This is a genomic window from Simplicispira piscis (assembly GCF_054783455.1).
In genome coordinates this window covers 231,244-244,081 of the sequence record NZ_BAAGQN010000015.1, presented here as the reverse complement: position 1 = coordinate 244,081, position 12,838 = coordinate 231,244, and the positions used below count along the sequence as shown (strand labels likewise).

Below are 12,838 nucleotides of genomic sequence, written 5' to 3'. Positions count from 1 at the left end.
GAGACCGCCATGCTGTACCTCTCCACGCGCGGACACGCCGAACGCAAACATTTCTGCGACATCCTGCTCGAAGGCCTGGCGCCCGACGGCGGCCTGTACCTGCCCGAGCACTACCCGCAGGTGGACGATGCCATGCTCACCCGCCTGCGCACCGCCTACCACGAGCAGGGCTACGCCGAGCTGGCGTTCCAGATCTTGCAGCTCTACATCGACGACATTCCCGCCGCCGACCTGCGCGCACTGTGCGAGAAGACGTACACCGCCGAGGTGTTCGGCACCGGCGAAATCGTGCCGCTGCGCCACCTCGAAGACGGCCTGTGGCTCGAAGCCCTGTCCAACGGCCCCACGCTGGCCTTCAAGGACATGGCCATGCAGCTGCTGGGCAACCTGTTCGAGTACGAACTGGCACGCCGGGGCGAAACACTCAACATCCTGGGCGCCACCAGCGGCGACACCGGCAGCGCGGCCGAGTACGCCATGCGCGGCAAGCAGGGCGTGCGCGTCTTCATGACCAGCCCGCATGGCCGCATGAGCGCGTTCCAGCAGGCGCAGATGTTCAGCCTGCAGGACGAAAACATCCATAACATCGCCATCGAAGGCGTGTTCGACGACTGCCAGGACATCGTCAAGGCGGTCAGCAACGACCACGCTTTTAAGGCGAAATACAAGATAGGCACCGTCAACTCGATCAATTGGGCGCGCCTGCTGGCGCAGGTGGTGTACTACTTCGCGGGCTACATCCAGGCCACTGAAAACCCGGCCCCCACGCTCGGCCCTGACGTGTCCTCGCTGCCCCCCGAGGGGGTTGATTCGCCTCGGGGCGGCCCGTCGGCGAATCCCAACGACCAGAAGGTCAGCTTCACCGTGCCCAGCGGCAACTTCGGCAACGTCTGCGCCGGCCATGTGGCGCGCATGATGGGCCTGCCGATCGACAAGCTGGTGGTGGCGACGAACGAGAACGACGTGCTCGACGAGTTCTTTCGCACCGGCGTCTACCGCGTGCGCAGCAGCGCCGACACGCATGAGACATCGAGCCCCTCCATGGACATCAGCAAAGCCAGCAATTTCGAGCGCTTTGTGTTCGACCTGCTCGGGCGCGACGGCGCACGCACCAAAGCCCTGTTTGGCGATGCGTTGGCGAAAGACGGCCGGTTCGATCTGAGTGGAGACCCAGCCTTTGCCGATGCCGCCCAAAAATACGGTTTCGTCAGCGGCAAAAGCACACACGCCGACCGCCTGGCGACCATCCGCGATACGCATGCACGCTTTGGTGTCACCATCGACACCCACACCGCCGACGGCGTGAAAGTGGCGCGCGAGCACACCGTGGCCGGTCAGCCCATGCTGGTGCTGGAAACTGCCCTGCCCATCAAATTTGCCGAAACCATTGTCGAAGCCCTGGGCCAGGCGCCCGAGCGACCAGCCAAGTTTGCAGGCATCGAAAGTTTGCCCAAGCGGGTGCGGGTCATGCCCTCTGATGTGGCGCAGGTCAAGGCCTACATCGAGCAGCATTGCAAGTAAAAATACCATGTAAGGCTTGCTGGTCAAGCGCTGATAGCTATTTATTCAATAGCAAAAGGACGTGCGGATGAAAGTGGCAGGTTTTGCCGGTTTTTCTGGCTGTGGCAAGACAACCCTGATCGAGCAGCTCATCCCCCTGCTGCGCCAGCAAGGGCAGCGGGTTTCGGTGGTCAAGCATGCCCACCACCGCTTCGACATGGACCACCCAGGCAAGGATTCCTACCGCCATCGCGAGGCCGGGGCCTTTGAGGTAGTGATTGCCTCGGACCGCCGCCTGGCCTTGGTGCGCGAGTTCGAACAGCCCACGCAGCTCAGCGTGCACCACCTGCTGGCCGAGTTGTACGAGGGTGTGGACTGGGTGCTGGTGGAAGGCTTCAAGGAAAGCGACATCCTCAAGCTCGAAGTCTGGCGGGCACCGACCGCAGACCAGCAAGCCCGGCCCGTGCGCTACCCCGAGGACGACTTTGTCGTCGCCATCGCCACCGACACCCCGGACCAGCTGCCCGCCCCCACGCAGTTGCCTGTGCTCGACCTGAACCACCCAGAGCAGGTCGCCCAGTGGCTGCTGGCGCAGGCTGATCGATTTGAATACGACTGGAACCTGCACGGAGACCTGTGATGACATCCCCACGCTCCCCCTTGATGCCGCTGGACGATGCCCTGGCCCGCCTGCTCGCGCAGGCTGGGCTTCTGCAGGGCTTCGAGACGCTCAGCACCTTTGAGGCCGATGGCCGGGTGCTGGCGCACGACCTGGTGTCGGCCGTGCAGGTACCGCCGCTCGATAACAGCGCCATGGATGGCTACGCCCTGCGCTGCGCCGACGTGCCCCAGCCCGGTGTTTTGCTGCCCGTATCACAGCGCATTCCTGCAGGCCATGTGGGCACGCCGCTGCAACCGGGCACGGCGGCGCGCATTTTCACCGGCGCCCCGGTGCCCGAGGGCGCCGACGCCGTGGTCATGCAGGAAGAGTGCGCCGCCGAAGGCGAGGGCCATGTGCGCGTGCAGGCTACGCCCCGGCGGGGCCAGAACATCCGCCTTGCGGGGGAAAACATCACCCGCGGCTCCGTGGTGCTGGAGGGGGGTATGCGCCTGAACCCCGCCGCGCTGGGCATGGCCGCCAGCATTGGCGCAGCGCAGTTGGCAGTGGTGCGCCGCCCGCGTGTGGCCTTGTTCTCTACCGGCGACGAATTGGTCATGCCCGGCGACGTGGCGCCGGAGGACATGCCGCCCGGCGCCATCTACAACAGCAACCGCTTCTTCCTGCGTGCCCTGCTGCAGCGCATGGGCTGCGAGGTTACTGACATGGGTATCGTGCCCGACCGTCTCGAAGCCACCCAGGACGCGCTGCGCACCGCCAGCCAGGTCCACGATGTGATTTTGACCAGCGGTGGCGTTTCGGTGGGCGAGGAAGACCACCTCAAACCCGCCGTGCAGGCCCTGGGGCAACTCGACCTGTGGCAGATCGCCATCAAACCCGGCAAGCCCTTCGCTTATGGCCGGGTGGGGCCGGCGCATTTCCTGGGCCTGCCCGGTAACCCGGTGGCCAGTTTCGTGACCTTCGCCATCCTGGTGCGGCCTTTTCTGCTGCGCTTGCAAGGGGTGCGCGATGTGGCTCCCCGGTTCATCATGGCCCGCGCGGATTTTGATTGGCCCAAGGGTGACAAGCGCCGCGAATTCCTGCGCGTGCGCTACAACGCTGCGGGCGCGCTGGACCTGTTCTCCAACCAAAGCTCGGGTGTGCTGACCTCGACCGTCTGGGGCGACGGCGTGGTCGACAACCCGCCCGGCCAGACCATTGCGCGCGGCGACACGGTGCGCTTCCATTCGTTTGCGGAGATGCTGTCATGAAAAATGCCCCCCACGCTCGCCACTTCGTGTGGTCGCTGGCCTTGCAGGCCGCGGCGGTGCCAGAGTCAACGCCTCTTCGGGCTGTCCAGTCCTGCGCAGGCAGGACCGGAGCCGCAACCCTCAGCCCCAAGGGGGCCGTTTTTCATCTTGGGGCGGCCCGGCGATGAAAAGGATTACCGTACGCTACTTCGCCTCCATCCGCGAAGCCGTGGGCCAGGGCAGCGAGCAGGTGCAAACATCGGCGGCCACGCTGGGCGCACTGCGCGACGAGCTGATTGCGCGCGGCGGCGCGCACGCCAGCAGCCTGGCCCGCGGCAAGGCCGTGCGCATGGCGCTCAACCAGGTGCTGAGCGACGACGCCGCCGCGCTGGCCGACGGCGCTGAAGTGGCTTTCTTCCCGCCCGTCACCGGTGGGTGACATGAAAAAGCATAGCTGCTAACGCTTTCATCCATTGGTTTTCGACTATAAAAATAGCGAAAAATCAATGGATTCGTGCGCAGGCAGCTCTTGTTTTTGATGTTCTCTGGCGACGCACGAATGCCGTTCCCGCCCGTGCCGGTGTTTGGCTAGCGCTGCGTGCAATCGATACGAACGGGCCCTTGGGCGGTCAGGCGGTCACTGCCGCTGCGCGTGAAGACAACCCGCTGCACCTCCAGCGTAGCGCCCTGCACCGTGGTTTTCGCTGCGGGTACGCGCAGGCTGTCTGCGCTCCCGTCGTTGGCAATCCAGACCACCTCGGGGGTTTTGCGCGGCTGATCGGTGCCCACATTGATGCGCAGCTCGGGGCCTTGTGCCGGGTTGTTGTCTTCGTCTTGGACGGTGACATAGATCGGTTGTCCGTCGGGTGACTGGCCCGCGCCTTCGATGCTGTACGAAACCTCGCTATTGCCGGGCTCCTGCGCTATCGAGCAGCGCCGGGGCTCGAACCAGAACAGGCCTGCGTCGGTGTCGATCGCTACCCTGGGGTAGGTGGGGGCGCTGGCCTTTTGCGCGGCAGTTTTTTGTGCCGCGGCCGGTGCGCCGGGCGCCATCGGCGCGGCATCGGGTTCGCTCTTCGAGCATGCGCTCACCAGTACGGCGCACGCGGCCGCGGCCATCCACAAGGGTTTCATTCCTGCTCCTTTATTGAGTTCCATGGGCCAGAGCGCATGGCGGTGCCGACGTTGTGGCCGGCGGGGGTGAACAACTAGTGACGTCGCTGGTTCAGCGTGTGTGCTTCGGGGGGCATGCCTGCAACCTGCTGAAAGCGCAGCCATTGCGTGCCGACGGCGTCGTCAAACACCAGGGCGTTACGTGCCAGGCCGGTCGTCTGGAGCTCCTGGCCACCGGGGTGGGCTGCAATCACAAAAACGAGGCGCTCTGCATTCGGCGCGAAAGGCATGGTGCGCTGCGCGTCTTCGCCCATCCAGGCCAGCAGTTGTTCGACGATGCTGGCCGGCACCGGGCCTTCCGGGGTCGTGCGTTTGAACGAGCGCGGCAGTGGGGTGATTTGCTGCGGCTTCCAGCGGCCCTGCGGGCCTTCGTTTGATGCAAGCTGGGTGCAGGGCTGGCCCAGGCAGTCCATGGCTTGGGCTTCCTTGGCGGAGATTTGTTTGCGGCTGACCGCGTCCAGTCCGGCCGCCATGCCGCGCTGCGGCGACATGGCAAAGCGCCAGCGCACATGCGGCCCCACACCAAACGTTTTGATGTTGGCCAGGTGCTTTGCAGGTACCGAGCCGACCAGGTCGGCGTGCACTGCCGGGCCCAGGTTGAAGCGTGTGATCTCGACAAAGTAGCGTGTGCTGTCTGGTGCAGAGGCCTCGCTGGTCGGCTGGTAGTTGACCAGGTAGCGTACATGCGGCAATACGCCTTCGTGGCTGTCGAGTATCAGCATCGCGCGCACCGGGGCGGGCAGATCGGCGTCGGGGAGGAAAGCAGAGGCGCCCATGGCCGGGAACCGCGTGGCCGCGTAATAGCGCTTGCCCTCCAGTTGCTCGATGGGCATCGTACGAAAACCCTGGGCGCCCACAAATTGCTCTGAAGCTTGGGTCAGTGTGCCGCTGCTCGTGGCGATCAAGGCCAGGGCGAGCAGCCATGCCTGTTTTGTTGTGTTCTTGTGCATATGCCTCCTTCTCGACGACGGCCCGACACCATAGCGGTTAACGGCATCATTGCAAAACGGATAAAAAATACCCGCTAAATACAATAAAAATACGATAAAAAACAGCAAATCTGTATATGGTGCGCTCTTCATGGCTGTGCAAAAGTGCGGCGATCTGAGCGAGAAGGGGGCAGGGATGGGATATTTTTGGAGTGCCGGCACCGCCCGGCGCACGCTGTGGCCGTTGCTGCTTGTGGCGGTGCTGGCCAGTACCGTCGTCGGAGCACGGGCGGAGGCCCCCGTGCAGGGCCAGGGCCTGGAGCTCACCATCAGCGGTCCGGCGTTCTCTGCGCCCGCACGTTTTGTGGTGCCGGCAGACAATGCCAAACTGATACTGCAGCTTGCTTCAGGCAGCTTCAAGATGATGGCGTTGCTGGACTCGCCCGTGGCCTCGCACGATGGCAAGCACCGCCTGAAAAGCTTTACCCTGGGGACTGAACCGGCGGGCGTGGGAACCTATACCGAAAGCAGCGGCCTGACCGCGATGGGTTTTGCACTCACGACCGATGCAGGCACGCCAGCGCAGCAAAACTTCAGCGTGAGCTTCAAGTACCAACGCGGCACCACGCTGCCTGCGCGAATCGTCATCGAGCGCTACGAGCCCGAGCGCCAAGCGTCTGGCACGCTGTTGGGCAAGGCGCAGCGCACCAATCCCCAGCGCAAAGACCAGATCTATGAAATTTCAGGCCGTTTCGATGTGCGCAGATGACACTTATCGCCCCCCATGGGTCGTGGACAGGGTGCTGAGGTCGGCACAAAGAGAAGACAACGCCGCCATGGGCATGGTGCGGCGGTCGGTTTCTTATTGATTTTCGGTGCCTGCTGCGGGCAGTTCCGGGCACGGCCACTGCAATAATTCTGCCAAACGGCTGACGATCCATGTTGCCTCGCCTAGTTCCATGGCCGACTCGGGCGTGCACAACCCGGCGTGGATGCGCTGCAGGATTTCTTTTTCGGACGGCGCCTGCACGTGGTACAGAATTTGTGCCTGTTCCACCAGGTGGCCCGCCAGGTCTTCGCACAGTTCGTAGCGGGCGCGCACCACATCGGCGCTTTCGCGCAGGCGGTTGCGGGCGTCGGTGTACACGGCCATGAAGCTTGGCGGCACCAGGATCTGGTTGTCGTGTTCCTGCATGGGGCTGCGCTTAGTCGGGTGTGAACAGGCGTTCAAAGCGCGCCTGGTCGGCGGGCAGTTCGAACGTCACCATTTGGCCCATCTTCATGTCGGAGAGCCTGCACGCAGCAAACAGGCTGGCTTTGCCGGTCAGGTCGAAGCCGGGCAGGTCAATCAATGCATAGGGGTAGGGCAGGAACAGCTGGTGCTCGAAAACCGAGCGGTGCACGTTGCGGGGGGACGGAAATAGTTTGTATCCGTCGATGGTGATTGTCTGGGTGGCCATCGCAGGGAGCGTTAAAGTGTGGGCACATCCTACCGACATTCCGGGTGGGGTCAAAAAGGGTTTCATGGCACGCAACAAGAATGAATGGGCCGCCAAGGTGTTTGCTCTGGTCAAGGGCGGCAATGTGGCCGCCGCCACGGCACAGATCAAGGTGGCGCCTACGGTGGGCGACATCACGCGGCTGCAAGCCCTGCTCGCCGGGTTGCCGCCATCACCGGCGCTGCGGCAACTGGCCGATTTTGTGGAAGAAGAACGCGCCTTGCTGGCCGCGCCGCGCCTGCACCGCTCGCCTTGACGTTGTGAGAGCCGCTGCCATGACCGCACCCCGCGTTTCCATCCAGACCCATGATTTCGACGTGTCCGCCGAACTGGCTGTGCTGCGCAGCACCCACCGGGGCGTGGGTGCCGTGTGCTGTTTCGTGGGTACGGTGCGCGACCGCAATGAGGGCGACGATGTGGCCTCCATGGAGCTGGAACATTACCCCGGCATGACCGAAACCTCTATCGAGTCCATGATCGACGCGGCGCACCAGCGGTTCGACCTCTTCGGCGCCCGCGTCATCCACCGCGTGGGCCTGCTGCAGCCGCTCGACCAGATCGTGCTGGTGGCGGTGACCTCGGCGCACCGGGGCGAGAGCTTCCAGGCCTGCGAGTTTCTGATGGACTACCTCAAGACCCAGGCGCCGTTCTGGAAGAAAGAAACCACGCCGCAAGGCGCGCGCTGGGTGGATGCCCGGGTGAGCGACGACGCTGCGCTGGCCCGCTGGGGCATTGAAGCCGACAACGCAGGGCGTTAGGGAGCCGCAGCAGCAGCGCCAGGTGTCACCCTGACCGGCTGCGTACCGACACTTTGTCGCTGTAGACGGATGTGATGTGGCCGTCGATTTCCACGCGCAACGCACCGTGTGCGTCTATGCCACGTCCTATCCCCGAGTGCATCGCGTGTGCGCTGTGCACGTTGAGTGGCTTGCCGGCCAGCCAGTCCATGTGTGCAAAATCTTGCGCAAAGGGTGCCAGGCCTTCGTGCTCGAAGCGCAGCAGGCCGGTGCGCAGATGCTCGATGATGTGCGCCGCAAGCTCGTTGCGCTCGGGCGGCGTGCCGCCGCACAGTGTGGCCAGGTCGGTCACGGGCTGATCGAGCGTGCCGTGCACGGCGGGCGACAGGCGCACGTTCAACCCCACCCCCACGCGCACCACGCTGGGGCCATCGTATTCGCCGCTGACTTCGATCAGGATGCCGGCCAGCTTGCCGTGGTCGGTCACCACGTCGTTGGGCCATTTAAGCTGCAGCCCCGGCACCCCGGCGCTGGCCAGGGCCTGTACCACGTACACGCCCATGGCAATCGACAGCCCCGACAGCCCCGCCGGGCCGTCAGCAAAGCGCTTCAGGCACGACAGGGTGATGCCCAGCCCCGGCGGCGAGAGCCAGCCGTGGCTGCGCCGCCCGCGCCCCAAGGTTTGGTACTCCGCCAGGACCACCGTCAAGTCCGGTGCATCGGGCAGAAGGCGTGCCAATTCGTCCTGGGTCGAATCCAGCTCCCAGTGCAGGTGGATGGGTGCACCCAATGCCGTCTCCAACTTGGAAACGATCGATGGGGGGTGCAGCAACTGCGTGGGCCAGGGCATCCGGTAACCGGCGCGGCTGCGTGCCTCGATGGGTACGCCCAGGGCCCGCAAAGCAGCGATCTGTTTCCAGACGGCGGCCCGTGTCACGCCCAGCTGGGTGGCAAGCACTTCGCCAGAAACAGCGTTGCCGGTAGCCAGTTGGCGCAGCAGTTCTCTGGCGGGCGGTTCGGGTTGCATGGGCAGAGTGTGCCTCAGGTCCGGTGGGAGCGGCCTGGCATGCGGAGTGGCAGCACTTGAACACTGCGTGTAGGCGGCAAGGATACGTACAGGGCAATTTCAGCCCAGTCAGAATAAATAATTACGTAAACAAAAAAATATACATAAAGTTGACAATTCAAGTGGCGATGCCGATACTTGCGCCGGTCTTCGCGGGTTGGGGTGTGTTGCACCCTGCCTGAGTCTCCATTACCACTTCAGAGGAACCCATGTCCCAAGATATTTCCAGTGCCGTCGTCGTTCCAGTCTCCCGTCTTCCCCATGCGGCGCGCCAGCTGGCCCTGGTTCTGGGCGGCACGGCAGTGTTGACTGCTTCGTCTTACGTCAGCATCCCGATGCAGCCCGTACCGGTGTCGCTGCAAACCTTTGCGGTGTTAATGGTGGGCGCGCTGTACGGCTGGCGCCTGGGCGGTCTGACCGTGCTGGCCTGGCTGCTGGAGGCGGCGCTTGGCATGCCCGTGCTGGCAGGTGGCAAAGGTGGGCTGGCGCCTTTCTTTGGCCCGACGGCAGGCTATTTGCTTGCGTTCCCGCTGGGGGCCGTGCTGATGGGCTGGCTGGCTGCGCGCGGCTGGGATGGTGCACACCCGCTGCGCGCCTTTGGGGCCATGCTGCTGTGCACCACCTTGATTTTGCTCTTGGGTGGCGCGTGGCTGGGCGCAATGGTCGGTGCGGCCAAGGGCTGGCAGTTGGGCGTGCTGCCCTTCCTGGTGGGGGATGTCGTGAAGTCGGCCCTGGGCGCCGCCACGCTGGCACTGTGGCACTCAGCACGCACCCGGCTGCTGGGCACGTGACGGTTGCGCTGCGCGCCCACCACTTGCTGTGCATGCTGACCTACGTCGGCAAAGGCTACAGCCCCGAGTTTGCGCACAACTTTGATGGCATCGTCCGCCGCCTGGCTGCTGGTGAGGCGATGGATCTGGTGGATGGGCCCGATGCCATTTGTGCCCCGCTGTGCGAGAGCGAGGGGGCCTGCGCACATTGCCATGGCGAGGGTGTGCGCGTGCGTGACCAGCGGGCGGTGCAAGAACTGGCACCGCTGCTGGGCGGCCTACTGGGCGCCGACAGCCGCCTGCTGTTGGATGCTGCCTTGCTCGCGCGCTTGCGCACGGCGTTCACCTGCGGCCATATACGTGGCGCGTGTGCGGGCTGCGAATGGGCCGATCTGTGCACGGGCATTGCATCAACGGGGTACGAAGGCGTGCGCCTGCGCCTGCAGGTTGCGGCGGCTGCTCCGCTGTGATGCGCCCCGGCCCTGCGTGCCGCCCAGCAGTCCACCATGGCAGACTGAACACTGCCGCGGGTGTGGCGGAGCTGGCCAATGGTGATTCAGGGGGGGGCGAAATCGCATGGCACGGTGTGCTGCAGCGCTTGAATTGTTTGCAGTGGTCCTCATCTGAGAGCCATACTAAATCCAAGGGATTGAGGACACCGCCATGCGCATAGATAAATTCACCACCAAGTTCCAGGAAGCCTTGAGCGATGCACAGTCGCTCGCGTTGGGCAACGACAACGCCTATATCGAGCCCGTGCACCTTCTCGCCGCCATGCTGCGCCAGGACGACGGGCCGCGTGCCTTGCTCGAGCGCGCTGGTGCCAACGTGCCCGGCTTGCTGGCGGCGGCGGATGCTGCTGTCAAGCGTCTGCCCCAAGTGACCGGGCAGGACCAGGTGCAGGGCGGGCCCGAATTGGGCCGCGTGCTGCAGGCCACCGAGAAGGAAGCGATCAAGCGAGGCGACCAATTCATCGCCAGCGAGCTGTTTTTGCTGGCGCTGATCGACAGCAAGGGCGATGCAGCGCGCATCGCCAAGGAAAATGGATTGAGCCGCAAAAGCCTGGAGACCGCGATTGAGGCGGTGCGGGGCGGTCAAAAAATGGACAGTGCCGAAGGCGAAGGCCAGCGCGAGGCGCTGAAAAAATACACCATCGACCTGACCGAGCGCGCCCGCCTGGGCAAGCTCGACCCGGTGATTGGCCGTGACGATGAAATCCGCCGCGCCATCCAGGTGCTGCAACGCCGCACCAAAAACAACCCGGTGCTGATTGGTGAGCCGGGCGTGGGAAAGACCGCCATTGTCGAAGGCCTGGCGCAGCGCATCATTGCGGGCGAGGTGCCCGATTCGCTCAAGGGCAAGCGCGTACTCTCGCTCGACATGGCCGCACTGCTGGCGGGTGCCAAGTTTCGCGGCGAGTTTGAAGAGCGCCTGAAAACCGTGCTCAAAGAGTTGGCGCAGGACGAAGGCCAGACCATCGTCTTCATCGACGAGTTGCACACCATGGTGGGTGCCGGCAAGGCCGACGGGGCGATGGACGCGGGCAATATGCTCAAACCCGCCTTGGCGCGTGGCGAGCTGCACTGCGTGGGCGCGACGACGCTCGACGAATACCGCAAGTACATTGAGAAAGACGCTGCGCTGGAGCGGCGCTTTCAGAAAATCATCGTGGGCGAGCCCACGGTGGAGGCGACGATTGCCATCCTGCGCGGGTTGCAGGAGCGCTACGAACTGCACCACGGCGTGGAGATCACCGACCCGGCCATCGTTGCCGCAGCCGAGCTTTCGCACCGTTACATCACCGACCGCTTTCTGCCCGACAAGGCGATTGACCTGATTGACGAGGCGGCGGCCAAAATCAAGATTGAAATCGACTCCAAGCCGGAGGTGATGGATCGGCTCGACCGGCGCCTGATCCAACTGCAAATCGAGCGCGAGGCGGTGCGCAAAGAAAAGGACGAGGCTTCGCTCAAGCGTTTTGATTTGATCGAAGAAGAAATCACTGCGCTGCAAAAAGAGATCGCCGACCTCGACGAAATCTGGCAATCCGAAAAGGCCCAGGCCCAGGGCAGTCAGCATGTGCGCGAGGAGCTGGAGCATGTCAAGCTGCAGATTGAAGAACTCAAGCGCAAAGGCGATTTCAACAAGGTGGCCGAGCTGCAGTACGGCAAGCTGCCAGAGCTGGAGAAGCAGCTCAAGGAAGCGCAAGCCAAAGAGGCTGGTGACGGCACACACGCGCCCAACCGCCTGCTGCGCACCCAGGTGGGTGCTGAAGAAATCGCCGAAGTGGTGAGCCGCGCCACGGGCATCCCCGTGGCCAAGATGATGCAAGGCGAGCGCGACAAGCTGCTGCAAATGGAGACCAAGCTGCATGAGCGCGTGGTCGGCCAGGAAGAAGCGATTGCTGCCGTGGCCAACGCGATTCGCCGCTCACGCTCGGGGCTCTCCGACCCGAACCGCCCGACGGGCAGCTTCCTGTTCCTTGGCCCCACCGGTGTGGGCAAGACAGAGTTGTGCAAGGCGCTGGCGGGCTTTTTGTTCGACAGCGAAGACCACCTGATCCGCATCGACATGAGTGAATTCATGGAGAAACATTCGGTCGCCCGCCTGATCGGCGCGCCGCCCGGCTATGTGGGTTATGAAGAGGGCGGCTACCTGACCGAAGCCGTACGCCGCAAGCCCTACAGCGTGCTGCTGCTTGACGAGGTCGAAAAAGCCCATCCCGATGTGTTCAACGTGCTCTTGCAGGTGCTCGACGATGGCCGCCTGACGGACGGCCAGGGCCGCACTGTGGACTTCAAGAACACGGTGATCGTGATGACCAGCAACATTGGCTCGCACCTGATCCAGGCCATGGTGGGGCAGGACTCGGAGGACATCAAGGAAGCGGTCTGGGGGGAACTCAAGAACCATTTCCGACCCGAATTCTTGAACCGCATCGACGAGACGGTGGTGTTCCACGCGCTCGATGCCGGGCACATTGAATCCATTGCGCGTATCCAACTGCAGATCCTGCTGGCGCGTCTGGCGAAAATGGAGCTGGAGCTGCAAGTGTCCGAGACGGCGGTGGCCGAGCTGGCCAAGGTCGGGTTTGACCCGGTGTTTGGCGCACGGCCGCTCAAACGTGCCATTCAGCAGCGCATCGAGAACCCGCTCTCCAAGCTGCTGCTGGAAGGCAAGTTTTTGCCCAAGAGCGTGATTGCAGTCGATGTGGACCCCGTGCTGGAGCCAGGGGTGTTCCGCTTCAGCGCAACGCAGAAGAGTTGATTTTGCTACTATAAAGATAGCTTCTGGCGCTCTATGGACGGGCGTTGGA

General features: G+C 63.7%; 15 protein-coding genes. 10 read left to right on the top strand and 5 right to left on the bottom strand.

Going from position 1 to position 12,838, the window contains the following annotated elements; genetic code table 11:
- Positions 1-9: 9 nt before the first annotated feature.
- The 4 genes from ACYVOC_RS10850 (at position 10) to moaD (ending at position 3,787) form a co-directional block, all read left to right on the top strand.
- Entirely contained in the window at positions 10-1,521 is a 1,512-nt protein-coding gene (locus tag ACYVOC_RS10850; protein WP_116004402.1) for a threonine synthase, read from the top strand.
- 67 nt (positions 1,522-1,588) lie between these two features.
- Positions 1,589-2,140 (top strand): molybdopterin-guanine dinucleotide biosynthesis protein B, encoded by a 552-nt coding sequence (gene mobB, locus ACYVOC_RS10845; RefSeq protein WP_116004401.1) that lies wholly within the window; start codon positions 1,589-1,591, stop codon positions 2,138-2,140.
- Positions 2,140-3,369: a molybdopterin molybdotransferase MoeA gene (locus tag ACYVOC_RS10840; RefSeq protein ID WP_461161809.1), complete on the top strand. Its 1,230-nt coding sequence runs from the start codon at positions 2,140-2,142 to the stop codon at positions 3,367-3,369. Before mobB ends, ACYVOC_RS10840 begins: the two co-directional genes overlap by 1 nt.
- 163 nt (positions 3,370-3,532) lie before the next feature.
- Complete coding sequence (gene moaD / locus ACYVOC_RS10835) at positions 3,533-3,787, top strand: molybdopterin converting factor subunit 1 (RefSeq protein ID WP_116004399.1); 255 nt, start codon at positions 3,533-3,535, stop codon at positions 3,785-3,787.
- A 149-nt stretch (positions 3,788-3,936) separates the two neighbouring features.
- Here moaD and ACYVOC_RS10830 read toward each other — a convergent pair whose 3' ends face one another.
- Together ACYVOC_RS10830 and ACYVOC_RS10825 are read right to left on the bottom strand one after the other, a co-directional pair.
- Entirely contained in the window at positions 3,937-4,482 is a 546-nt protein-coding gene (locus ACYVOC_RS10830; RefSeq protein ID WP_461161808.1) for a hypothetical protein, read from the bottom strand.
- Positions 4,483-4,556: 74 nt separating this feature from the next.
- Complete coding sequence (locus ACYVOC_RS10825) at positions 4,557-5,471, bottom strand: hypothetical protein (RefSeq protein ID WP_461161807.1); 915 nt, start codon at positions 5,469-5,471, stop codon at positions 4,557-4,559.
- A 175-nt stretch (positions 5,472-5,646) separates the two neighbouring features.
- Between ACYVOC_RS10825 and ACYVOC_RS10820 the strand changes: the two genes are divergently transcribed.
- Positions 5,647-6,219: a hypothetical protein gene (locus ACYVOC_RS10820; protein ID WP_133243614.1), complete on the top strand. Its 573-nt coding sequence runs from the start codon at positions 5,647-5,649 to the stop codon at positions 6,217-6,219.
- 93 nt (positions 6,220-6,312) lie between these two features.
- On the opposite strand, the gene ACYVOC_RS10815 is transcribed toward ACYVOC_RS10820, so the two are convergent.
- On the bottom strand, positions 6,313-6,645 hold the full coding sequence (locus ACYVOC_RS10815; protein ID WP_461161806.1) for a hypothetical protein: 333 nt from the start codon (positions 6,643-6,645) through the stop codon (positions 6,313-6,315).
- A 10-nt stretch (positions 6,646-6,655) separates the two neighbouring features.
- Entirely contained in the window at positions 6,656-6,910 is a 255-nt protein-coding gene (locus ACYVOC_RS10810) for a hypothetical protein (protein ID WP_116004394.1), read from the bottom strand.
- Positions 6,911-6,974: 64 nt separating this feature from the next.
- Here ACYVOC_RS10810 and ACYVOC_RS10805 point away from each other — a divergent pair, with 64 nt between their 5' ends.
- Together ACYVOC_RS10805 and ACYVOC_RS10800 are read left to right on the top strand one after the other, a co-directional pair.
- Positions 6,975-7,205, top strand: coding sequence for a hypothetical protein (locus tag ACYVOC_RS10805; protein ID WP_116006099.1), 231 nt, complete (start codon positions 6,975-6,977; stop codon positions 7,203-7,205).
- 19 nt (positions 7,206-7,224) lie between these two features.
- A complete protein-coding gene (locus ACYVOC_RS10800) occupies positions 7,225-7,707 on the top strand; it encodes a molybdenum cofactor biosynthesis protein MoaE (RefSeq protein WP_461161805.1) in 483 nt (160 codons plus the stop codon).
- A gap of 25 nt (positions 7,708-7,732) precedes the next feature.
- Here the strand turns inward: ACYVOC_RS10800 and ACYVOC_RS10795 are convergent, their stop codons facing one another.
- The gene (locus ACYVOC_RS10795) at positions 7,733-8,713 is read right to left on the bottom strand and encodes a biotin--[acetyl-CoA-carboxylase] ligase (protein ID WP_461161804.1); all 981 of its coding nucleotides are present in this window, start codon (positions 8,711-8,713) and stop codon (positions 7,733-7,735) included.
- A gap of 248 nt (positions 8,714-8,961) precedes the next feature.
- On the opposite strand from ACYVOC_RS10795, the gene ACYVOC_RS10790 reads away from it, so the two are divergent.
- The 3 genes from ACYVOC_RS10790 to clpB all read left to right on the top strand — a co-directional run bounded on the left by ACYVOC_RS10790 (position 8,962) and on the right by clpB (position 12,789).
- Complete coding sequence (locus ACYVOC_RS10790; protein WP_461161803.1) at positions 8,962-9,543, top strand: biotin transporter BioY; 582 nt, start codon at positions 8,962-8,964, stop codon at positions 9,541-9,543.
- Positions 9,507-9,992, top strand: a complete 486-nt coding sequence (locus ACYVOC_RS10785; protein ID WP_207780324.1) for a DUF1284 domain-containing protein — start codon at positions 9,507-9,509, stop codon at positions 9,990-9,992. Before ACYVOC_RS10790 ends, ACYVOC_RS10785 begins: the two co-directional genes overlap by 37 nt.
- A gap of 193 nt (positions 9,993-10,185) precedes the next feature.
- Complete coding sequence (gene clpB / locus ACYVOC_RS10780) at positions 10,186-12,789, top strand: ATP-dependent chaperone ClpB (protein WP_116004389.1); 2,604 nt, start codon at positions 10,186-10,188, stop codon at positions 12,787-12,789.
- The last annotated feature ends 49 nt before the right edge of the window (positions 12,790-12,838 follow it).